Annotated in this window: 19 protein-coding genes; 7 read left to right on the forward strand and 12 right to left on the reverse strand. The window is 54.1% G+C overall.

From position 1 onward, the window contains the following. The first annotated feature begins 532 nt into the window (after positions 1-532). The 5 genes from LOC67_RS05360 (at position 533) to LOC67_RS05380 (ending at position 6,225) form a co-directional block, all read left to right on the forward strand. Complete coding sequence (locus LOC67_RS05360) at positions 533-1,423, forward strand: hypothetical protein (protein ID WP_230261472.1); 891 nt, start codon at positions 533-535, stop codon at positions 1,421-1,423. A gap of 341 nt (positions 1,424-1,764) precedes the next feature. Further along, positions 1,765-2,718, forward strand: a complete 954-nt coding sequence (locus tag LOC67_RS05365; RefSeq protein ID WP_230261473.1) for a TIGR03546 family protein — start codon at positions 1,765-1,767, stop codon at positions 2,716-2,718. Further along, a complete protein-coding gene (locus tag LOC67_RS05370; RefSeq protein ID WP_230261474.1) occupies positions 2,715-4,481 on the forward strand; it encodes a TIGR03545 family protein in 1,767 nt (588 codons plus the stop codon). Before LOC67_RS05365 ends, LOC67_RS05370 begins: the two co-directional genes overlap by 4 nt. Positions 4,482-4,509: 28 nt before the next feature. Beyond that, positions 4,510-5,157 (forward strand): hypothetical protein, encoded by a 648-nt coding sequence (locus tag LOC67_RS05375; RefSeq protein WP_230261475.1) that lies wholly within the window; start codon positions 4,510-4,512, stop codon positions 5,155-5,157. Positions 5,158-5,571: 414 nt separating this feature from the next. Beyond that, a complete protein-coding gene (locus LOC67_RS05380) occupies positions 5,572-6,225 on the forward strand; it encodes a response regulator transcription factor (protein WP_230261476.1) in 654 nt (217 codons plus the stop codon). A gap of 11 nt (positions 6,226-6,236) precedes the next feature. On the opposite strand, the gene LOC67_RS05385 is transcribed toward LOC67_RS05380, so the two are convergent. The 9 genes from LOC67_RS05385 to LOC67_RS05425 all read right to left on the reverse strand — a co-directional run bounded on the left by LOC67_RS05385 (position 6,237) and on the right by LOC67_RS05425 (position 15,863). Next, the gene (locus LOC67_RS05385; protein WP_230261477.1) at positions 6,237-7,955 is read right to left on the reverse strand and encodes a carbamoyltransferase; all 1,719 of its coding nucleotides are present in this window, start codon (positions 7,953-7,955) and stop codon (positions 6,237-6,239) included. Further along, positions 7,952-8,530 carry a hypothetical protein gene (locus LOC67_RS05390; RefSeq protein WP_230261478.1) on the reverse strand — a complete coding sequence of 193 codons (579 nt, stop codon included), beginning with the start codon at positions 8,528-8,530 and terminating at the stop codon, positions 7,952-7,954. The genes LOC67_RS05385 and LOC67_RS05390 overlap by 4 nt, the downstream gene beginning before the upstream one ends. Further along, positions 8,515-9,570: a hydantoinase/oxoprolinase family protein gene (locus tag LOC67_RS05395; protein ID WP_230261479.1), complete on the reverse strand. Its 1,056-nt coding sequence runs from the start codon at positions 9,568-9,570 to the stop codon at positions 8,515-8,517. Before LOC67_RS05395 ends, LOC67_RS05390 begins: the two co-directional genes overlap by 16 nt. Positions 9,571-9,797: 227 nt before the next feature. After that, positions 9,798-10,814 carry an ATP-grasp domain-containing protein gene (locus LOC67_RS05400; RefSeq protein ID WP_230261480.1) on the reverse strand — a complete coding sequence of 339 codons (1,017 nt, stop codon included), beginning with the start codon at positions 10,812-10,814 and terminating at the stop codon, positions 9,798-9,800. Between the two features lie 14 nt (positions 10,815-10,828). After that, a complete protein-coding gene (locus LOC67_RS05405; RefSeq protein WP_230261481.1) occupies positions 10,829-11,149 on the reverse strand; it encodes a metal-sulfur cluster assembly factor in 321 nt (106 codons plus the stop codon). 5 nt (positions 11,150-11,154) lie between these two features. Continuing rightward, entirely contained in the window at positions 11,155-12,468 is a 1,314-nt protein-coding gene (gene sufD / locus LOC67_RS05410) for a Fe-S cluster assembly protein SufD (protein WP_230261482.1), read from the reverse strand. Positions 12,469-12,693: 225 nt separating this feature from the next. Next, positions 12,694-14,100 carry a Fe-S cluster assembly protein SufB gene (gene sufB, locus LOC67_RS05415; protein ID WP_230261483.1) on the reverse strand — a complete coding sequence of 469 codons (1,407 nt, stop codon included), beginning with the start codon at positions 14,098-14,100 and terminating at the stop codon, positions 12,694-12,696. A gap of 80 nt (positions 14,101-14,180) precedes the next feature. Continuing rightward, complete coding sequence (gene sufC, locus LOC67_RS05420; RefSeq protein ID WP_230261484.1) at positions 14,181-14,996, reverse strand: Fe-S cluster assembly ATPase SufC; 816 nt, start codon at positions 14,994-14,996, stop codon at positions 14,181-14,183. Positions 14,997-15,113: 117 nt separating this feature from the next. Beyond that, positions 15,114-15,863 (reverse strand): helix-turn-helix transcriptional regulator, encoded by a 750-nt coding sequence (locus tag LOC67_RS05425; RefSeq protein WP_230261485.1) that lies wholly within the window; start codon positions 15,861-15,863, stop codon positions 15,114-15,116. 459 nt (positions 15,864-16,322) lie between these two features. Between LOC67_RS05425 and LOC67_RS05430 the strand changes: the two genes are divergently transcribed. Continuing rightward, positions 16,323-17,426, forward strand: coding sequence for a glucose 1-dehydrogenase (locus LOC67_RS05430; protein WP_230261486.1), 1,104 nt, complete (start codon positions 16,323-16,325; stop codon positions 17,424-17,426). 483 nt (positions 17,427-17,909) lie between these two features. Further along, positions 17,910-19,703, forward strand: a complete 1,794-nt coding sequence (locus tag LOC67_RS05435; protein ID WP_230261487.1) for a 30S ribosomal protein S1 — start codon at positions 17,910-17,912, stop codon at positions 19,701-19,703. Positions 19,704-19,975: 272 nt separating this feature from the next. Here LOC67_RS05435 and LOC67_RS05440 read toward each other — a convergent pair whose 3' ends face one another. From LOC67_RS05440 to LOC67_RS05450, 3 genes are all read right to left on the reverse strand, one after another. Next, positions 19,976-20,380 (reverse strand): GNAT family N-acetyltransferase, encoded by a 405-nt coding sequence (locus LOC67_RS05440; protein ID WP_230261488.1) that lies wholly within the window; start codon positions 20,378-20,380, stop codon positions 19,976-19,978. Between the two features lie 63 nt (positions 20,381-20,443). Continuing rightward, positions 20,444-21,571, reverse strand: coding sequence for a glycerate kinase (locus LOC67_RS05445; RefSeq protein ID WP_230261489.1), 1,128 nt, complete (start codon positions 21,569-21,571; stop codon positions 20,444-20,446). A 27-nt stretch (positions 21,572-21,598) separates the two neighbouring features. Further along, complete coding sequence (locus tag LOC67_RS05450; RefSeq protein ID WP_230261490.1) at positions 21,599-23,284, reverse strand: alpha-amylase family glycosyl hydrolase; 1,686 nt, start codon at positions 23,282-23,284, stop codon at positions 21,599-21,601. Positions 23,285-23,458: the final 174 nt, after the last annotated feature.

Raw genomic sequence — 23,458 nt, forward strand, 5'->3', positions numbered from 1 at the left:
ATATCGGCGGTAATGATCACCGGCGAATAATCGTCAGTCGGCAAGGTCGTCTAGGACGCCGTCCGGCGGCATTGGACCAATAGGCATCGGACTTGGCGAAGATTCTGTACCGGTGAGCCTGCCTGGTAACCGGTGAGCCTGCTTGGTTGCTGCCCAAGCGGTTGAAGTCGACTCCATCTGCCGGGTGTGACTCGGTCTGCGATCAGCTGCCGAAGTGTCCGGTTACCCGCACTGTGTCGGTTTTGCGATTTTCCGACTTTCCACCGGCATCTTCATAACCTTTTGTCTTGGTTCTGCCTTTTCGCCGAACTAAGATATTAAAGGCAAGAGGAAACGATTCTGCGCATCCCCTGGGGAAAATCGGGACGCGGATCTCGACGCCTTCTTCCTCTCACCCCGGTTTCACCACCCCATGCTCGGCCAATCACATTGATGATGGCCGGCGCGGGTCGGTGTTGGTATCCCCAACCCTCGTCGTTTCCGGGCGACAGCCTCATCACCGGGCGACACCAATCGCACAAGGAACTCCGAAGTGTTCTATCGAATCGAAACATCCTCCGTTCGCCAATTCTCTCGCCGTGTTTTCGGCGGTGCAGTCGCAAGTGCGCTTGCACTCGTCGCTTCCGTGGCCGTTGCTGATGTACCCGATCAACCCCAAGCGGCTGAAGCAGAGTTTTTCTCCGCTATGGATGCAGGCCAGATTGAGGTCAAGTTCATTCCTGTCAACGCGGCCAAAGCGAACGTTCTGGTTCGCAACCTGACCGATCAGCCCGTCAACCTGAAAATGCCAAGCGCCTTCGCTGGTGTTCCGATCAATCGCCAAATGGGCATGGGCGGTATGGGAGGAATGGGCGGCGGCATGGGTGGCATGGGTGGCGGCGGCATGGGCGGCGGCGGTGGCGGTCAAGCCATGGGCGGCGGCATGGGCGGCGGCGGCATGGGAGGCGGTATGGGCGGCGGCATGGGCGGCATGGGTGGTGGTATGGGCATGGGCGGTATGATGCGTATCGCTCCCAATCGCCAACAAAAACTTGCAGTCACAACCGTTTGCCTCGAACACGGCAAGCCGGACCCAACACCGAAGATGGCCTACAAAATTGTCCCACTGGACTTGGTCACCACCGACCAACGCGTCCATGTCCTCTGCGAAGCTTTGGGTAATCGCCAAGTCGCACAGAACACCGCTCAAGCGGCCGCATGGAACCTGATGGACAAGATGTCGTGGGAAGAATTGGCTGCAAAGAACCGAGTCGAAAGCAAGTACACCGGCAACGTGGCTTGGTTCTCTCCAATCGAACTTCGCTCGGCCATCGCAGTCGTCAACGAAGCGACTCGCATCGCAGATTCACGTAAGTCTGAATCGGCTACCGAATCGCTGTCCGAGGATTCGCAAAGCCAAGAATCACTTAGCGAAGATAGCTGAGCACGGTTTTCGATTCAGCCGATCGGGCTGAGTCACCCAACTGAAAACATCGAAAACGCTGGCGAAACCTCCCGTCAGCGTTTTTTTGTGGGCATTCAATGATGGCCTGGCGTTTTTAGCCTTATGACTCAACAAGATGCTTCGAGGAATCAACTTCTTGGCAGGGTCATTGGTTGCGAAACAGAGTTTCACGACCGATCTTCCGCAATCAGCGACAAAATCACGAATCCATCTGGCATGTGAATTTGTGACGGTTGTATTGAATATCTGCTGGGTGGATTGCCGATGAAGCCTAGTGGTGGACAACTAGAAGCTAGATGTGCGCATGGAGGCGCACTGCGATGGTCGTATTTTCGCTCAAGCTGCTCAACAATCTTCGAAAAGCGATCGCTGATCGTCGGTTTCCAAAGCAATTGGCGGCGGGATGCGCCTTCGGCGTATTGCTGGGGATCATTCCCCACGGCAATTTGTTGGCGGTGTTGGTCTTGCTGACACTGTTGACCTTCCAAATCAATCATGCATTGATGGCTGCCGTCGCGATCGGAGTTTCCTTTGCTGCTCCTGGTTTGGACGAGTACTCACATCAACTCGGTGAGTATCTATTGAACCATCCCCAAGGTCATCAATTCGCCGTCCAGGCATGGACTTTTCCGTTGATGCCGTGGACCGATTTAAACAATACGGTGGTTCTTGGCAGCTTTCTGATCGGCGTTGTCTCGGTGTGGCCGGTTTACAGAATCACGTTGCCATTCTTCCGCTACATCGCGCCGGTTGAAGAGGAAGAAAAGGCGACTGACGAGGCCAGCGCGTCGGACGAAAGTGCTGGCATTGATAACCCTGCTGATGGACCGTCTGCTAAAGAACTCGGTACAGGCGAAAATCACGACGACAAAGCCGTCAATGACGATTCAGCCGCAACACATCCCGTATCGGTTCGGATCGATGATTCTCAATCGGCTTCCCGGCCGCCACGTTGGGCAAAGAAAGGCGACAAGTCTTCGACGGAGCCCCTCGATAGCGTGCTGACAACAGAAACACATTTCATCACCGAAGAAGCTGCGACCGGTTCGGCCGCGCAGCAGCGACTGGTCGAGACCGCCACGGCGGACCAGTTGCCACCCAATGAACAATTGGTTTCGGTGGAGACCAAAATCGATGTCATTCGAATGAAGGACTATCGCGATCAAGACGATCCGAAGGGCCATGATTCGGACAAAACACCTTCCAACGATGAAGCATTGAACTATCTGCTTCAGCAACTGCGTCACTCCCAGCAAAGGAAAGCGGCAGGATGATTCGCTGGCGTTATTTAGTTACTCGGGTACTGATCGTCTTAGCAGTCCTGGTGATCGTGCGTTTGGGCATGGGACCGGTGGCGCGATGGGCGACGATCATGGGATTGCAAACAGCCACCGGCGCAAAGGTCGAGATTGGCAGCACCCACGTGATGTTATTCCCACCGCGGGTCCGCTACGAAGACTTTCGTGTTGCCGATCCGCGTGACAACAAAGAATTGCGCGACGCATTACGTGCAGACCTTATCGAACTGGAACTTGATGGCGACGCGATGATGCATCGCCGTTTGGTTGCCAACCGTGGGCGGATCACCGGAATTCAGGTCGGTTCGTCGCGAGAAACATCGGGACACTTTGAACCCGAAGAGCCCAGCGAAGATGACATCCCGAGCCTGTCGGACGGACCCGGTGTGATGAGCCAAATGATTGGCGGCATCACTGACAAGTTGACCGATCAGGTTGAGCAAGCTGCTGATGAGCTGGAAACCGTTCGTACTAGTCAAGACATCAAGCAGCGCTACGAACGCGAGTACGATGATCTTGCGAAACGTGCGAAAGAGCTTGAAACGAAAATTCGCGAGTTCAAAAGCAATGCCAAGGCGATCGAGAACCCGTTGCGAGATTGGGATCGAATCGGCACCACCGTTAATCTGGCTGATGAGACACGCGCCGAGTTGAAATCGATCATCGCTTCGCTCGAGACTTTGCCGCAGCGATTTCAATCTGACCTGGCGAAGTTGGAACTGGCTAAGCAAGCTGATTTGAAGCGAATCGATCAGTTCGTTCCCGGCGACCTATCACAATCACAAAACGCCGGTATCGATTTGGTCAGTCATGCTGTTCGAGACCAGATCACAACCATCAAGCAGTACTGGGAAAACGGCCGGACAATCGCCAACTATACGGTCGTCGCGCCTGAAAACGAACGAGCCCGAGGTGTGGATATCGATCTGTTAGGCCAGACACGCAAGCCAGATATTCTGGTGCGAAGCTGCGAGATCCAAGGCCTAATGCGTGCCGGTGGCGAGTCCTATTCGCTGACCGGGACGGTCGAGAATATGACGCCTTCGCCAACACTGCTCGATGAACCTTTGCGTGCTGAACTGCAACTGAACGGACCTCAGACTGTCAAAGTTGGCTACGTTCGCGACCGTCGCAGTGGTAGCGACGTCGATCGCTTGACCATCCATTGGCCTGAGTCTGAAGCCCCAACAATGCGGATGGGAGACGACAAAGACGCGGTCGTTTCGATCAATGGTGGACGACGCGAAATTTGGGTTCAGATGCGTAGCGAAGGTGATCAAGTCCATGGCATCCTGGCGTGTAAGCAAACGGGCGTCAAACTTGGCTTGGACGTCGATTCCAAATACGAAACCCTTGCCGCAACCGATGCACTTCGCCAAAGCTTGTCCGATGTGGATATGATCACGATCAAGGCAGAGTTCGAAGGAACCTGGGACCATCTCGCAATGAAGATGGATACCAACCTAGGCGACATCTTGAAGAACGCTGCTAGCGATGCAATCGCAAAACAAGTGGAAGCGACCAAAGCCAAGATGGTTGCCAAAGCAGACAAAGCCTTGCTTGATCAACAGCAGCAACTGACAACTTGGTTCGCAACGAAGAGTGCAAGTTCACAGCAGCTTGTTGCGAAGGCTGATCAGTTGTTAGCCGACCTTGGAAAAGATGTCTTAGGTGGTGTTGATTCTTCTGAGGTGACGATCGGTCGGCTGAACGATCTCTTGAGAAGCCGCCTTCGCTGATCACTTCACCCTCGCAGTGATAGACACCGTGGATGAAATCGTCTTCTGGCAGGGATCACTTTCGGAAAACTCGATCGAGATTGATCGAGTTTGGGGGAACGCAACGACGGTAGGTTTGTTCGCAAGCCCCGATGCTGATGGGTCGCAATGGTCGCATCCGGCTGACAAGTATCTGTCGAGCGATTCAGCGGTGATGATGGATCGTTATCGTTTTCTGAAACAGTGTCGTTTGGCTCCCTCGAATGACAGCCCGCAAACATTTCAGCAAAACTATCCGTTGGCGACGCCTTCGTATTCGATCGATGTGTCCGAATCGCTCTGCGTATCGCCACACTTCGGTGGGCCGTTGCAGGTTGATGAAATGCCGGAACACGAGACTAATCTGCAATCGATCAATGGTTGTTTTGTGGTCCTTCAGGAACAGCCCGTTATCGAAAAGACTCGGTCGGTACTACACAAGCTGAATAACGAACTGTCCGTCGCATCGATGGGAGTCCAAGTTCTCTCGCTATTGATTGGCCGTGAACGACTGGTGCAGGAGGAGAAGATCCGATCCTCGTGTGACAGTATTCTTGCCGCGATTGAGCGCGTCGCTGCTCAAATAACCGATTCCCTAAAGACGCTACCAAAGCGTGCAACCGAACAGGGGAAGACGGACCCCCAAGAAAAAAACTAAAGAAAAGTTTTGCTCAAACGCCGATCGTAGTTGGCTAGCGATTGCTACGTAACATAGAATCACTATGGGTGTACAGGAGAATCGGAACCGCAAACCCGGTGTTTTTGTGGCAATGATTACCTGTAGGTAGCGTCGGATCGCTACAACACTCGGGGCGGATGGTCGTTGGGCAACAATGTTGAACAGCGAACCAGAGATTTGGAACTTGCTTGGATCGTTCCCGATGGTGATGTTTGTCAGCCATCCGAACGAAGTCGAACTTGGTTCAGGCCAAAACTGGCAATTCAGAGCGGCTTTGGTGACATTTACAAGTTAAAACCGAGCGAGTTCTAAAAACAGTTGGGATGGTGTAGTGCACAGTGAAGTGTGCTCTCCAATAGACTTGTTTTGACCTCCGCGGACCTCACAGCCTACATGGCCTCTTCACTAACTGCGCCGGTGAACGAATTCATCGAAACGACCGAACGTAAATCGCTGTACATCGTCGATGACGAGCGAGAATTTCTATCCAGTCTCGCGATGTCGTTGCGAGAATTTGGGTATCAGCCCGTTACCTTCGATCATCCAAAGTATCTGTTGGATGTCGTTAAACCGGACGAGGTGGGCTGTGTAATCAGCGACCTCCGAATGCCGGAGATGGGAGGCGTCGAGTTGATTCGGCGTTTAACCGGTCGAGGGTCGTGCCTTTCCGTCATTTTGCTGACCGCTTTTGCCGATGTCGCAACCGCTGTTGATGCGATGAAGCTCGGTGCCGTCAGTGTGGTGGAAAAGCCGTTCCACTTGCAGCGCCTTGCTGATGAAATCGAATTGGCGATGCAACGTTCTGAAGACGATCAGCATCGAGCATCGAAAATCGCCGAGGCGGAAGAATTGCTCAATAAGCTGACGAACGAAGAGGCAGCGGTTCTGGATCTTGCCACCAAAGGCTATCCGAACCGAGAGATCTCGCGCCAGTTGGATATCAGCCCACGAACCGTTGATCGTCGTCGTCAATCAGCATTGCGAAAGCTGAATGCCGATTCGGTTGCGGACTTCGCGGTTCTGCGAACGCGGCTGGATTCAAAGTAGTCGCGTCAAACTTATTTTTCGATGACGCAGTTTTCTAAAACAACTGCGTCCATCTCGGTGTTTTGGAAACATCGCAGGGCGTCTTCGGGTGAGCCGACAATCGGTTCACCACGCACGTTAAAGCTTGTGTTGATCAGCACCGGGCAACCGGTTGTTTGATGGAATGTCTTTAGCAGCTTTGCGAAGCTGGGGTTGTCGACATCGTTGACCGTTTGAACCCGTGCACTGCCGTCCACATGTGTTGTCGCAGGCAATGAATCTGTTTTCACATTGCAAACCATCAGCATGTAGGGGCTGGTGGTATCTTCCGAAAGATCAAAGAAGCGGTGTGCCTCGCTTGCCAAAACTGCTGGGGCAAAGGGGCGAAACGATTCGCGAAATTTGATTTTCATATTCATGGTCGACTGCATCTCGGCAACTCGAGGGTCGCCAAGGATGCTTCGGTTGCCCAGTGCCCGCGGTCCAAACTCCGCACGCCCGGCGAATCGTCCAACGACTTTTCCTTCGGCCAACAGTTTAGCAATGTGGTGATGGAGCAGATCTTCGTCATCAAATTGCCGAAACGCTTGTCCCCTGCCCTGCAGCAGCTCGGCGATCGATTTCGCGGAATAGCTCGGCCCCAGCAGGCTTCCGTTTTGAAAATCAACTCCGGTGCTGGATGGTTCGTACGGTCGGGCTTTTTTCAGCAGTTGGTGCCAGATCAGAAACGCAACGCCGAGTGCACCGCCCGCGTCCCCAGCAGCAGGTTGAACCCATATCTTTTCAAATGGGCTTTCCCGAAGCAGTCGCCCGTTGGCTACGCAATTCAGCGCAACACCGCCTGCCATGCAAAGTTTGTCGAGCCCAGTGATGCGATGGAGTTCCGTCGCTGCTTTTAGCACGATTTCCTCGGTGACAGTTTGGATCGATGCAGCCAGATCCTTGTCCAGTGCCTCGATTTGCGAATCGCGTTCCCGGGGGCCGCGTCCGAGCAGTCGGTGAAGCTTCGGTGTCGTCATCCGAAGCGTTTGGCAGAACCCAAAGTAGTCGAGGTTAAGCCGAAAGGATCCGTCATCATGGATCTTGACCAACCGGTCTTTGATGAGATCGACATATCGAGGCTGACCATACGGCGCAAGCCCCATCAATTTGTATTCACCTGAGTTCACGCGAAATCCGCAATAGTGGGTAAATGCTGAATACAGCAGTCCCAGCGAGTGAGGAAAACGCGTTTGCTGAATCAATTTGATCTGATCATGGCGACCGATTCCCATTGTCGAAGTGCTCCATTCGCCGACTCCATCCATCGTCAGGATCGCGGCCTGATCAAAAGGCGATGGGTAGAACGCACTTGCCGCATGTGCTTCGTGATGCGAGCAAAAGACGATACGGCGACGATACTTTCGATTCAGCCCCTGCTTGATCAATCGCCGGATTCGCAGTTTTTCTGCGATCCAATTCGGCATCGCTTTGCGAAATGAAACGAAGCCTACGGGGGCATATGACAAGTATGTCTCTAGCAGCCGATCGAACTTCAGCAACGGTTTTTCATAGAACCCGACGAAGTCGATTTGCTCTTCGGTTAAGCCTGCCTCTTCAAGACAATATTTGATCGCGCATGTGGGGAACCCTTCGTCATGCTTTATGCGTGAGAAGCGTTCTTCTTGCGCCGCGGCAATGATCCGTCCGTCAGCAATCAGTGCTGCAGCGGAGTCGTGAAAGAAAGCGGATAGGCCTAGGATGGCGGTCATTGTTTGATCTGCGCAGCCAAGTTGATAATCCGCATTTTGGGTAGGCCGTCGGCGATCATTGGCAAGGCCTCGTCAATGATGCCTCGCTTGGCCAATTCTGCAACGGATAAGGCTCCATCTGCATCGCAGGATTTCAGCAACACGAACTCTTCGGCCATCAGCAGTTTGGCAAGATAGCCAGCGATCGCATCAGTTGTCGTACGCCAGTCTTCAGGAAGATTAGCATCGACACCTTGATGGTAAAAGCTATCCACGCGAACGATCATATTGGCGCAAGAGTGAGGTCGGCCTTTTTGAGCGGCAAATTCTTCCTGAGTTTGAATTGGATCAAAGCTCGGAAGTCTATCGGCAAGCCAGTGATGTGTTGACTTCAATAGATCAACACAGTGCCAATGGATCCAATCTGGCGGCAAGTTGTGAAGGGCATCAAGTTCACGGATCGCTTCGATGAGATTACCGCCGCCGACGATAAGGTAATCGTCTGCGGGTGACTGAAGGCTGTGCCATCGACAGAAGCCCTCGATCAAATTCGGCTGTAGCAGCAGGCTTCCACCGATCTTTATGACGCGTCGCACACCTGTTGCTCCCACAGACGAGTCAACGCGATAGCCGTTGCACAGCGAGATTGTTCAGGGCCCAAATGATCGGAAAGTAGCGAAGCAGATTCTAGCAGCGACTTTGGGACCAGATCGTCGGCATGACCCGAGACAATTACATTAATTGCATGTCCATCGTCAGATCGTTCTTGAACGCCATGCATGTCGTATTGAGCGAACAGTTTTCTGATCCCTTGGTCAATCAATTCGGTTGCGGCATTAAAGACTTGTGCTGCCAAATTTGCTGCGTCGTTCAATGAAACTTCGCGATGTCCAAGTCCAATCATTCGTGCGATTCGGTTGGCCGCGTGGAATAAATCTCGTGGCTTGCCGTCGGCGGTTTCGCAAGACCTCGATTCCTTTGTCAGTCCCAACAATAATCGGACATCGTCCATCGTGCTAAAAACTTCTCGCATGATGGGCACTTGGCGGTTCCTGAATGTCAATTCGTTGACGATCGAACTGACTGGTGTTCGCTGACCACCGACATAGACCAACGAACCTTCACAAAGACGATCAAAATCCGTTCGGGCTCCCGTGGCAACCTGTCCATTGATGATCGGAATCAAGTCAGTTGTGGTGCTTCCGATATCGATCAAAAGTCCTGTTCGTCCGGAAGGGAGATAGCTAGACGCATGGCTTGCCAAAGCGTGCCAGTTCGCGGCTGCGATCCGATCGGTTTGATCGCTGAAGGTTTGGTCGGTATACCATCCTCCGCCAACACCATAGATTTGCAGACCGACGCCGGAACGTTGAGCGGCCAGTTGCGTTTGGCCGACGATATGTTTGACACCGACTTCACGATCTAAAAAGCAATCTGCCAGTTCGCCTGTCATGGTGACAACGACCATCTGATGCGGTGGCAATATCGCCAGATCGTTGATCAATTGCGTTGCCAAGCAATCGCTTTTTCGCCACAGCGGAAAATCGACTGCGAGCGTGACACCACTGCTGTGTGCGTACTTTAGATTCGCGCCCCCGATATCAATCCCGACGACAGGCGAATAGGTTGAACACATCGATGAATTCATGAAGGCCGAACCATTGCTTGTCGGGTCGCTGCTCGTTGTGACCCTGCTCGTTGGGGCGATTCGCGTTGGGACCATTGCCCGTTTGAGCCATGACCCAAGGGCGACCTGTTGGTTTTGTGGTTTGATCTCTCACGAGTCGACTTACACTCCACAATACAAGCGGGAAAGACCGCTACTCTTGCGGAGTGAAGGGCGACACTAGGCATCATCGCCAGTTAGGCGAGCAACGGTGCGTCGAAGTAGACTTTTCCGTCCGGCGTCCAACGCACCGATTCAACGGTCGCTTTGCAGCGTACGGGGCCGGTTTCCATATCAAACAGCCGAGCGGCCAAGTTCCCGTGGATCATCTCGCGAAGTCCGACGTAGGAAGTGGTGAGCCGAGGGTTGATTTCGATGACGCAGTCTTGGCTGGGTTCGTCACCGAGGATCAGGTCCAAGCCGACAAAGCCGCGGGCGGTTGGCGGCATCGCCGCAATGGCACGCGAAGCAATCGCAGTGGCGCGACGTTGTGATTCATCGTCCAGCGGTCCACAGCCGCCGCTGTAGTTGCAGTGTTCCGGGCTGATGACCTGAGAAACCGCGGGCAAGAACGTTTGGTAGTTGCCCGATGCAAGATAGGAGATCGAAATGCTTCGGCCATTCATCCAGCCTTGCATAATCGATCCGGTCTTGAGCGCCTTTCGTGCTTCGCGAAAGTCGCTGAACGTTTCAATCTCTTGGGTGCCACAGCCATCGCGAGGCTTGATGACGAACTTGTGGCAGTCGGCAAGGACGCCGATCATGCGTTCGTCTTCGGGGGCAACAAAAGGTGGGTGGTTGACCCCGGCACGGTGCAGCAACTGTGCTGTTAGCAATTTGTCGCTGGCGACGCGCAGAAAGTCGCCGCTGCCAGCGATCACATCGACTCCGGCGCTACGCAGAACGCCGACGCCTTTGGCTAGCAAACCATCGACTTCGGGAGCAATGATCAGGGCTGCATCGCAACCGGCAGCAGCCTTGGCCCACTGTGCCCAAAGCGGACTGCCGTTGTCGAATTTAATTTTCGTTGTCGCTTCACATTCGACATCCAGTTGTTCATCAAGAACAACGGTGGTTTCGGCGAACTTTGAAACGTCTGCGACCAGTGCGCGAAGCATGGCTTCGCCTTCACTGCGCAACTCGTCCAAGCCCGCTTCATCGGTCGCCCCGACCAATCCGCCTCCGCAGACATATTCACCGACGAAAATGTTCAAAGCACAATCCTTTCCTAAAAGATGCCCAAATGATCCCTAGCCTCATCCGTCATGCGATCGGGAGACCACGGGGGATCCATCACAACTTTGACCTCGCAAGAGTCCACTTCTTCGAGCTCTTCAGCGGCCGCCTTTGTGCCGGCAACCAATTGAGGGCCTGCCGGGCACATGGGACTGGTCATCGTCATGTCGATTTGGACATCGTGTCGTCCATCTTCTTTCTCATCCGAGACGTTAACGACGTAGATCAATCCCAGGTCTACAATGTTAACGTATAGTTCCGGATCGATCACCTGCTTTAGTGATTCACGGACCTTGTCTTCTGCTAAAGCCATTTCTCTTACTCGTATTCGCGAACTTGGCGGGCGATGGCGGCACCGAGTGCTTCCCGCACACTTTCGATGGTGATTCGGTCGAAGATCTGCTGGAAAAAACCAGTCACGATCATTCGGGTTGCTTCTTTCTGTGTGAATCCACGGCAACGTGCATAGAAGATTTGTTCCTCGTCGACCTTGCTGGTCGTGCTACCGTGCGTGCACCGCACATCGTCGGCTTCGATTTCCAAACCAGGGATCGAATCCGCACGCGCCGATGCGGACAGCACCAAGTTATCGTTGCGTTGATAGCCGTCGGTCTTTTGAGCCTTGGGATCGACCTTGATCATCCCACGCCAAACCGTGCGGCTGTTGTCTTGCTGAGCGGCCTTGTACAAAAAGTCACTATGGCAACTTGGTGCCCGGTGGTGCTGCTGGGTGTGATAGGCCAAGTGTTGGCGTGCTTCGGTAAACATCACACCGTTGACTTGGCTGTCGGCACCAGGGCCGATCAAGTCGACAGTTTGATTGACTTTTGAAAGCATCGAACCCATCGCCGCGATCGTCCACTGCAAAGTGCAGTCCCGGTCGATCACCGCTTTCTGCTGTGCGAAGTGATACGCTTTGTGTCCCCATTCCTGCAGGCTGACAAACCGCAGGTGCGAACCGGGCTTTTGGATCAGTTCGATCGAGCCGAGGTGCAGTCCGCCCGCATTTGGATCCAAGCTGTTGGACTCGTGCAACACGGTCGCTTCGGCGCCTTCTTCGAGCACAATCAGTGTGTGCGTCGTGTCGGTTCCGCCGTCGCTCATAATTGAGCCGATGTGCAGCGGCTGGCTGATCGTGACGCCACGGGGGACGTACAAGAACTGTCCACCGGCCATGAATGCCGCGTGCAGAGCAGCAAATTTGTCATGGTCGGGATCAAAAGCGGTAAACAGGTGTGGGCGGACAAGGTCCGCGTGCGTACCGGCCAGCTCGCTAAGCGGTCCAAAGACCACGCCTTTGGAAGCCAGTTCGTCGCTGAGCGAGTGTTGCACCACAGCGCTATCGACGGTTTCGATTCGGCCGCCGAGCTGGACGCCTTCGACCAACTGGTGTGGACTGGATTCAAGTTCGGCAGGTGTATCGCCGAGACTTGGCAGTCCATACTTACCGAGCTGGAAAGTACGAATGTCGGTACGGATCCATTCTTCGTGCCGGCGGTGCGGCCAATCCATTTTTGAAGCGTGTTCGAACGCTTCGCGACGCAGTGCGACTAACCAGTCCGGCTCGGCGACTTGTTCTAGCAAAGCCTCGAAACCGGCTTCATCGAAAGCGTGAACGGTGGAAGATGACATTGAATGTTATTGGAGATAATTGAAGTACAGCTTGGGTCGCGCCGGTGTTGGGGTCGGCGTCAATCAATCACGGATCGGGCGCGTTGTACACAGCCCGATGAAAGCTTGGCGGCGGCGAACTTCAGCACGGTGCTAAGGTCAGCACGATGCTTAAGCGATACTGTGTTTAAACAACACGATGCCTAAATAACACGTGCTTCGCCGCCGAAGGCGTCGGCATTCGGACTAGCCGACGCTGCCTTCCATTTGCAGTTGAATCAAGCGATTCATTTCGATGGCGTATTCCATCGGCAGTTCTTTCACGAGTGGCTCGATAAAGCCATTGACGATCATCGTGCTGGCTTCTTGTTCGGTCAGGCCGCGTGACAGCAGGTAGAACATCTGCTCTTCACCGATTCGCGAAACGCTCGCTTCGTGTCCGATCTGGACATCCTGTTCGCTGATTTCGATGTACGGGTAAGTGTCGCTGCGGCTTTCCGGATCCAAGATCAGTGCGTCGCAAACGACGTTGTTCTTGCTGTTGTGGGCACCCGGTTGAACGGCTACCAGGCCACGATAGCTGCTTCGTCCGCCATTCTTACTGATGCTTTTGCTGATGATCTGGCCCGTGGTGTTGGGCGCTTCGTGGACCAGCTTGGCACCGGCGTCCTGGTGCTGACCTGCACTTGCAAACGCGATCGAAAGGATCTCGCCGCGAGCGCCGGGTTCTTTCATGTGCACGGCGGGATACTTCATCGTCAACTTGCTGCCCAAGTTGCCGTCGACCCATTCCATCGTCGCGTCACCGTACGCCCACGCACGTTTCGTGACCAGGTTGTAGATGTTGTTGGCCCAGTTCTGGATCGTTGTGTAACGGCAGCGGGCGTTCCGTTTGGCAACGACTTCGACAACCGCGCTGTGCAAGCTTTCGGTGCTGTACATCGGCGCGGTGCAGCCTTCGACGTAGTGCACGTTGGCACCTTCGTCGACCAGGATCAAGGTTCGTTCGAACTGTCCCATGCTTTCGGCGTTGATGCGGAAGTACGCTTGCAATGGGAAATCAATCGTCACGCCTTTGGGGACGTAAATGAATGAACCGCCGGACCAGACCGCACTGTTGAGCGCGGCGAACTTGTTGTCCTCCGGCGGAATGACTTTGCCGAAGTACTCACGCAGCAGTTCGGGATGTTCGCGAACGGCGGTGTCAGTGTCGGTGAAGATAACGCCTTTCTTGGCAAGGTCTTCTTCCAGCGACCCGTAGACAACTTCACTTTCGAACTGTGCCTTCACACCGGCCAAGAACTTTTTCTCGGCTTCGGGAATGCCCAGCTTGTCGAACGTGTCTTTGATTTCTTGTGGGACATCATCCCAAGTGCGACCCTGTTGTTCGGTCGGCTTGAGGTAGTAAAAGATGTCCTGGAAATCGATGTCGATGCTTCCGCCCCATTTGGGCATTGGCTTTGATTCGAAGATATCCAGCGAGCGTAAGCGGAACTCACGCATCCAATCGGGTTCGTCCTTGATGTCCGAAATCTGGTTAACAACCTCGCGGTTCAAACCCTTTTTCGCTTTGAACACACCTTTGGTTTCGGTGCGGAAGTTGTACTTATTGATTTCGCCGATTTCGGGCTTACTTGGTGCGTCGGTGCTCATCGTTCTATTGGATCTCCACGACCTGGAGTGAAGTGTATTGTTGGGCAATCAAACACGGCAAAGTGACCGCGTCTGAAGAGTTAGACGATCGCTTCTTCGGCGAGCATCTCTTGGTTGCGTGCTTCGGCTTCTGGATAAGCCTTGCGAATTCGGTCGTATCCTTGGCGGTGAAGTTCTTCGGCAAGTTCTTTGCCGCCGGTTTCGACAAGTCGTCCGCCCAGCATCACGTGCGTGAATTCTGGTGGGTTGTGCTCAAGCAATTTGTCGTGGTGCGTGATGATCAGCAGACCCATTTTCTGGTGACCGATATCAGCGATCGACTCACTGGCCAAACGAACCGCGTCGGCATCAAGGCCGGAGTCGGTTTCGTCCAGCACGGCAAACTTGGGTTGCAGCATCGCCAATTGAAGGATCTCGGCACGCTTCATTTCGCCACCGGAGAATCCGTCGTTGACATAGCGACGAGCGAACTCGACATCCATGCGGAGGTGCTCCATCTTGTCCTTCAGTTCCTTGCGGAACTCTCGCATCGGAATCAGTTCTTCGCCTTCCTTACGATCGGGACGTCGCACATTGGTGGTCGCGTGACGCAAGAAGTCGGCCATCTTGACGCCGGGGATCGCCATCGGACGTTGAAATGCCATGAAGATCCCCGCACGAGCACGCTCGTCGGGTTCCATCTCCAAAACGTCTGCACCGTCAAGCGTGATCGATCCGCTGGTGACTTCGTATCCTGGGTGTCCCATGATCGCCAAGCCCAGCGTGCTTTTGCCGCTACCGTTGGGGCCCATCAATGCGTGGGTTTCGCCATGGTTGATGGTCAGGTTGACGCCTCGCAGGATCGGCTTGTCACCGACGGAAACGTGAAGGTCTTCGATTTTCAAGACGTGAGTCATATTCGCTTGACTTCTAATTATTGGCTGCGGTTTGTGACTAAAAACTTTGTATTACTAAACTGATCTTGGTTCGTTCTGGCAGGGCGACGAAAAGCCGTTAGCCCCGCGAAGCATCTGCTAACCCCGCGAAGCATTTGCCGATTCGCCGTTTAGCGAGTTACTCGGGTGCCGTTGGTGCTCTGTCGAGTCGGCCAAGGCAAACTGGCAACAGGCGTCACCATCTTTGCGGCATTGGCTTAAATGCACCGGTTTGCCTAGCGCTTCGGACAGCAGCAGTTCTTCCAGTCGGCACATCGAATGGTCGTGCTCACCATTGGCGAGTGTCGGGAAGGGACACGAACTAATGTCCAAAACCGGCAATTCACCTTCGGAAACAACGTCACTGCGGACTCGACGTTCGGACAACAGCTTGCTCAAAAGCCGCATCCGATCTTCGAGTGGTGCAGATCCATCCAATCGCGCCTCGTGCAACCGGCTGGCGTATTCCTTGCCCAAGCGTTTTGCGATGCCAATCAACATTCGATCGCGAAGCTCTGGGTCTTCGATCGCAAGCAGCTCCTGCCACATCGCCTCGGCCAGTTCAGTCGAGTCGGCGCTGTTGGTTCGGCGGCCTTGATCGGTCAGTCGGTACTGGAATGTCGGTCGCCCGCGTCCTGCAACAACTTTCTCGCGCTCGATCAATCCACGGTCGAGCATCCGGTCAACTCGCTGGCGTACGGCGGTCGCAGTAACGCCCAGGCGATCAATCAGCTCTCCGATCCCAATCAGCTCGCCGGTCGGAATTGCTCGTAGCAGTTCACGATCGACAGACCGCACCACCGCATGGTCGGCTGCCGAGTTGTCGGACTTGCCATTCGCTGTACGCATGACCAGAATCAGAGGTGGTTGGGACTAAAAAGCAACTGAAATCGACTTGCAACACTCTTACTTTTGCAAGCCTCGGCATTTTTGACAACTACTGTTGTTAAAAAACAGAGCCCACCACCCGATGAAGTCGGGATAACGGCAGTCGTGTCCCCTTTGCTGCCAATTTTTCGGTTTGGATAGCAATTTAACGGCGGCTAACCGACAGTCAGAATCTGCCCCAAACAGCGGTCACCACCCCCTAATAAGCTGCCGCGACGCTTGGTACGATTCGTTTTCAGCGGGTCAGCGCAAACCCGGTTTTCCCATTTGCTTTCTTTTAGGGCGTCATAATCATCCGCCCGGACAGATGGGCTTTTCGGGATACGCTTGTCCTGTAATCCTTCCCCACCAATCGTTAGAAGCTGAAGCGATTTGCTTGCGGCTTTCCTTTCTAAACGCCCCCTCCAGTAGCGATTTGCCATGAAAGCCGTCGCGGTTAAACCCGGCACTCCCAACAGCGTTCACCTGACCGAGGTTCATGAGCCGTCCCTCGATGCATTCCCCGATGGCAACGGCGTTTTAGTTAAAACGTTGAAAGTCGGCGTCGACGCCACCGATCGTGAAATCAACGAAGCGTTGTATGGAAACGCTCCCGAAGGTGACGACTACCTCGTGATCGGACACGAATCCTTCGGTGTTGTCGAAGCGGTCGGTCCCAAAGTTCGTCGCGTCAAGCCAGGCGACTATGTGACCGCTACAGTGCGTCGGCCTGGTGGGTCGATCTATGACATGATCGGCACCAACGACATGACCAGCGAAGAAACCTATTACGAGCGAGGCATCAACCTTCGCCATGGTTTCATGACCGAAAAGTTCGCCGACGAGGAGGAGTACATCGTCCGTGTGCCGGAAGGGCTGAAGCACCTGCACGTATTGATGGAGCCAATGAGTTGTGCGGCCAAAGCGGTTCAGCAGGCTTACGAAGCACAGCAGCGAATGAAAGTCTGGCGTCCCCGCTTGGCTTATGTTCTGGGCTCTGGCCAAATCGGTCTGCTGACGACGCTTATCTTGAAGCTGCGTGGGCTTGAGGTTTACACGCTGGCTCGCGGCGAAGCTCCAAACTTGAAGAGCGAAATCGTTAGCGGGATGGAAGCGAGCTACATCAGCACGCGTGAAACATCGATGGAAGAGCTGGTCAAAAAGACCGGAAAGCCAGATCTGATCGTCGACGCAACCGGCAGCAGCATGCTCGCTTTCCAAGCGATGCAGCACGTCGGTCACAACGGCGTGGTTGTTTGGACCAGCATCACCGGCGGTGATAAAAACCTGGAAATCCCCTCGGACAACGTCAATTTGAACTGGGTCTTGGGTAACAAGTTGCTGCTCGGCAGCGTCAACGGAAACCGCACCCACTTCGAAAGCGGGATCCGCGATTTGGCCCTCGGCGACATGATGTTCCCCGGCGTTCTGGACAAAATCCTGACTCACCCAGTCGACGGCCTGGATAATTACCAGGAAATGATGCGTCTGTTGGTCGAAGAAAAGGATGCACTCAAGGTGTACGTCAACGTCGCCGAAGAGTGAAAAGACGCGTGATCTAATTCGATCGGCCCCGTCTGGCGGAATGGGCCGATCGAGAGATGTTGGTGTGGCAATGTGACTCGATCGGTGCTGGGCGGGTGCTCAGGTCGATCGACGTAACAATCTTGTGTTCGATCAGACAGAACCGTTGACTTGCCATTGCCGCCGATAGCGGTGTCTGATAGCTTCACGCGAATTGAATCCGGGTAAGTTGCCCGGACTTTGCCTCGAATGCCGGATGAATCGGCAATTCGACTGTCCAGAACCGCATCTTTTCAATCTTTTGCGGTACTTGGGACGTGCAAAGCGTTCGATTTTTTCCACCAACCCCCTGAATCTGCCGCGAGCAAGTCACAGCGATCGCCTCTTGCGAACGATGGACATCTTCTCCTCCTTCGCGGCGTCTAGCACGAGAGCCCAGGAAAGTGGCCTCAGACGCAATTTTTTTAGAAGCGAAGCTCGCCTAGGATTCTACCGGAAAGACACATGGTTAACCGCAATCTGATCCGTTCCCTCGAAGACGACGATATGCTCGATGATCTGGCGAATCTAGCGCCAGAGGAGGAAACGGAAGATTGGCTGCTCGATTTTTTGCAGCATGCTGAGCAGCAGGATTACAGCCAAGGCCAGATCGTCGACGGCAAGATCGTCGAAATGAACGACGAGTGGGCCTTGATCGACGTTGGCTTCAAAAGTGAAGGCACCGTCAACCTGAACGAATGGGGCCCTGAAGAGCCCAAGCCGAAGGTCGGCGACATTGTCCGCGTCTTGATCGAAGAGATGGAGGACAACTTCGGAGCTGCTGACGATCCTTACGGGATGATCTCCCTGAGTAAGGAAAAAGCCGAGAAGATCATCGAGTGGGAAAAGATCATCTCGACGATCGGCGAAGGCCAAGTGGTCACCGGTTGGGTCATCCGCAAGATCAAAGGCGGTTTGCTGGTCAACATCGGTGTCGATGTCTTCTTGCCAGGCAGCCAAGTGGATATCCGTCGTCCCGGCGACATCGGCGATTTCATCGGCCGCGTGATCCAAGCCGAAGTTTTGAAGATCGACGACACCCGCCGCAACATCGTCATCAGCCGTCGTTCGCTGATCGAGAACCAGCGCGAAGAAGATCGTGCGTTCTTGATGCAGGAACTTGAAGTCGGCCAAATCCGCAAAGGTATCGTCAAGAACATCGCCGACTTCGGTGCGTTCGTCGACCTGGGCGGCATCGACGGCCTGTTGCACATCACCGACATGGCTTGGGAGCGTATCTCGCACCCAACCGAAATGGTTTCGATCGACCAAGAAATCGAAGTCAAGGTTCTGCACATCGACCGCGAAAAGCAAAAGATCGCTTTGGGTCTGAAGCAGAAGGACCGCAACCCGTGGGAAAACATCGAACAGAAGTACCCTGTCGATTCGAACCACATGGGCGAAGTCGTCAATGTGATGAGCTACGGTGCGTTCGTCAAACTGGAGCCAGGCATCGAAGGCCTGGTTCACATCAGCGAGATGAGCTGGACCAAACGGGTCAATCACCCAAGCGAATTGGTCAACATCGGCGACAAGATCGAAGTCAAGATCTTGGGTGTCGATCCCGAAGGCCAACAGCTTTCATTGGGTATGAAGCAAACCCAAAAGAACCCATGGGAAGACGTTTTGGAGCGTTACCCAGAAGGTTCGGATGTCAACGGAAAGGTTCGCAACCTCACCAATTACGGTGCGTTCATCGAACTCGAAGAAGGCATCGACGGTCTGCTTCACGTCAGCGACATGTCTTGGACCCGCAAAATCGGTCACCCAAGCGAAGTCCTGGAGAAAGGCCAAGAGCTACAGTGCCGCGTCTTGAGCGTCGACGAGCAACGCCGTCGTATCGCACTCGGCCTGAAGCAACTGGACAACGACCCATGGGATGGCGACATTCCAGACAAGTACCAGCCTGGCCAATTGGTCAAGGGTAACGTCACCAAGATCACCAACTTCGGTGTCTTCATCGGTTTGGAAGACGGCTTGGAAGGCTTGCTGCACATCAGCGAATTGGCCGAGCACAAAGTCGAAAACCCAGAAGAAGTTGTCAAAGTTGGCGACGAGATCGAAGTCAAAGTCTTGCGTGTCGATACCGATGAGCGAAAGATCGGACTGTCGCTCAAACGTGTCGAATGGGGTGAGGAAGAAGAGCGTGCAGCAGCTGCTGCCGAAGCCGCCGAAGCCAGCGAAATGCCTGCACAAGATGGCGAGCTGAAGGGTGGACTCGGAAGCGGCGAAGGCCCTCTGTTCCCGCCAGCGAACTAAGTTCCTAAATTCGACTGCTGAATAACGAAAGCCTCCCATCGGATCACCGGTGGGAGGCTTTTTCTACAACCCTGAGCCGAAACGCGTTAGCGTCGGTTCCCCACGGGCTCTGCAATCGGTAGTGGACGAAGCGATGAGTCCCTCCGCCTGAATGCCTACCAGGACAACCTTGAGCCGAAACGCGTTAGCGTCGGTTCTCGACGGACTCTGCCCGCAATCTGTAGTGGACGAAGCGATGAGTCCCGTCCAGTCACAAACTCTCGTTTCCCATCCTATTGGCCACGCCGGATCCAGCACGAACCGTGCGCCTGCATGCCAATATGCGGGTAATAACTTTCTGCTGCGGGGGCGGCCAACAGAATCAAGTTGGTTCCCAGGCCTGCATGCTGATGCGATTGTTCGATCAGTCGTTTGCCGATGCCTTTTCGTTGAAATTGAACGTCGACGGCCAGGTCTGACAAATAGGTGCAGTAACAAAAGTCTGTGATCGAGCGGGCGATCCCAACCAGTAACCCTGACTGGTCGCGTGCCGTTACGATCAGGTCGGCGTGTTGAAGCATCTTCGCAATGACGTCCGGTGAATCCACAGGACGCCGATCCGCGAGTGTCGAACGTTTCAACACGTCAATGAATTCGCCGCTCGAAAGCTCCGGCTCTAAACCATACAAGACGTCCATCACCACCTCAGGCTCGCAGTTACTATGACCGATCGATCTATAGCTTAAACACCTGCGAACCGCTTAGGCACTGGCAATCAGTTTGGCCGCTGAGGCGGATACTAGGTTGGCCGCTTGTCGGATGGTTTCATCAAGAGGGCGACTGGGATCATGGATCTGCAGTACGTCAGCCAAGCCGATGTCTTCGACACTGCGTTCCTGCAGATCTAGCAGTCCGCAAATGGCTTTGACAGGGATGCCGTATTTCTGACCAACCTCGCTGACGCCGCGAACCAATTTTCCATAGGCTGTTTGATCGTCGATGCGTCCTTCGCCGGTGATTATCAGATCGATTTGGCCACCGCTCAATAAGCGTTCCATACCTGCGAGTGCGAGTACAAATTCGATTCCCGAAATGAATCGGCCTCCGAGAAATACTTTCAGCCCGTACCCGGTCCCACCTGCAGCCCCGGCGCCCGGCACGTTCGCCGCGTCAATTCCAAGATCACCGGTCACTACGGATTGCAGGTGATCAAGTCCACGATCCAGCTCGCGTACCATCGCGGGATCAGCACCTTTTTGTGGCGAGTAAACGAAGGCGGCTCCTTCGGGTCCGAGCAGCGGGTTGGCGACATCGTTGACGGCGATAATTTGCACCTCCGACAAGTCGACTGCACCAGAGCCATCGATATGCTTGATGGAATGTAGTTGGCCACCGACGGGGGCCAGTTCTTTGCCGTGATCATCCAGGAATCGATAGCCGAGTGCTTTGGCAATTCCGCAGCCGCCGTCGTTGGTTGCGCTACCGCCAAGGCCTACATAGATTGTCTTTGCGCCTTGGTTGATCGCGTCGGCGACTAGCAGACCGGTGCCTTCGGTTGATGTTATTGCGGGGTTGCGCTCGGCTGCAGTGATCAACTCCATCCCGCTGGCACGTGCCATCTCGACGTAAGCAGTGCTCTCGCTTTCATCGAATCCGTATTCGGCAACCGTTGGTCGACCTAATGGGTCCAGCGTATTGCACTGCTTTGGACGGACTTCGTTTCGGCATTGCAATATTGCGTCCAGAAATCCATCGCCCCCGTCAGACGCGACGACTGGGTGAGTATTGATATCTGGTCGTTGGCTTCTTAGTCCCGATTCGATAGCCGCGATCACTTCACTTGCGGTCAGCGATCCTTTGAACTTGTCGGGCACGATCAGAACGTTCATATCAATACGATTCGCGAAAGAAAGACTCTACGACGTTTTCAACCACATGAATTCGTATGGTTTTAGCGTGACATTGCAGCTTTCGGCACTGGCGTCACCGAATCGAGATTGGCTCAGCATGTCTGAAAGCGGAGCGGCTGAGAGCTGAACTGTTTGTTCTTGGTCAGAGAAATTGTGAACCGCAAATAGCTCGGTCCCATCGCCAGCACGTTTGATAATAAACACCGGACCTTGCGATGAGTAAGTCGCCTTACCGTAGGGATCAAACAGCGGTTCCTGCCCACGTACATCAAGCATTGCCTTGTAACTTTTGAAAACCTTCCCGCGGATCGAATCGCTATCGGTTAACTCGTCGGCGAGCGGATCGTATTGCAGTTTTGCTCGGTTGATACGTCGGTTGATACCCGAATCGATTGCCGCTTGTCGATCGTTTTGCGATCCGACGATCGAATGGTAGTAGATGCCCGGAACACCTGGTATCGCGAGCATCACCGACTGGGTCAATAGAAAACGCTGAACGCGAACCTCGTCGGGTAGCGATGGATCGGTTGCAAAGTCGAAATAGTTGCAGTTGATTTCGTAAGGTGATTGCGTGCCGTCTCCGTTGTCACGCATTGAAACAAACCCACCGTGTGATCGAGCGATGTCGGCAAGTTGATCAATTTCGCTTGGGTCGATGATCCCTTGCAAAGGCCTGACACCGACGCCGTCATGGCTGGCAGTGAAATTGAAGAAACAAGTTTGGTCGCTGGGCAGAACCAAAGAACTTGCCCACTCGGTCAACTTTTCGACAGACTGCTGGTGCAGCGAATACATCAACAATGGAGGCAACGTGAAGTTGTAGACCAAGTGCGCTTCGTTGGTGCCGTCGCCAAAGTAAGAGATGTTCTCTTTGTGCGGAACGTTGGTTTCCGTGATCAGTGCGACATGCGGGTGAAGTTGCTCGATCGCTTTCCGGCATAGCTGGATGATCTCATGCGTCTGTTTTAGATGCATGCAGCTGGTGCCGTGTTCTTTCCAGATAAATGCGATCGCATCAAGCCGGATGAACTTGGCGCCACGAGCAACATAAAACAGCAGCACATCCAGGACGGCAAGGAAGACGTTTGGATTATGAAAGTTAAGGTCGACTTGGTCTTCGGAAAAGGTCGTCCAGATGTGAACGGTTTCGTCGCCTCGTTTAAACGGGTGAAGCAACGGTAGGGCTCGCGGGCGGGTCACGCTGGAGTAATCAGCGTCTGGATCCGCCGCGATAAAGAATTCATCGAACTCGGGAACGCCGTTCAGATACCCTTGGAACCAATCCGAGCTTTTGGAGATGTGATTGACGACCGCGTCAAACATCAGGTCAAAGGACTCTCCGAGTTCCTGCATGTCGAACCAGTTTCCGAGCTTCGGATCGATCTGGTAATAATCTTGAACACTAAAGCCATCGTCTGACGTGTAGGGAAAGCAAGGCAGCAGGTGAACGGCACTGACGCTGTCACCAAGTTGTTCGGTCGCAAATCGACGCAGGCACTGCAGCGGGCTGATGCCATCGCTGCGAAAGCTGTCGCCGTAGGTGATAAGGATCGAATCCTTTTGTGTCAGTTGTTCTTGATCGTCTTGAGTTCCCGCCTTGATTTCGGCGGCATACTTTTCAAGCAGGGCCTCGATTCCGGAATGGACTTCCTCAAGATGCTCGGGATAAATCGAACGAATCAATTCAATCATTGCGTTAATAATCTTGCGAGCAGCGTAATGGCAGCCGATCATCCGAGACCGACGCTGAATGGAACGGGCTCATGCCCGCGAACGCTCGATCCCGCCAAACCGAGCGTTCATATTGTTTACAGTTCTTGACAATGCGGGGGATTCGATCAAGAAAGACCTGCGATTGCGGCGGTC

Origin of the sequence: Stieleria sp. JC731, from assembly GCF_020966635.1 — a bacterium.
In the GTDB taxonomy this organism is placed as follows: domain Bacteria; phylum Planctomycetota; class Planctomycetia; order Pirellulales; family Pirellulaceae; genus Stieleria.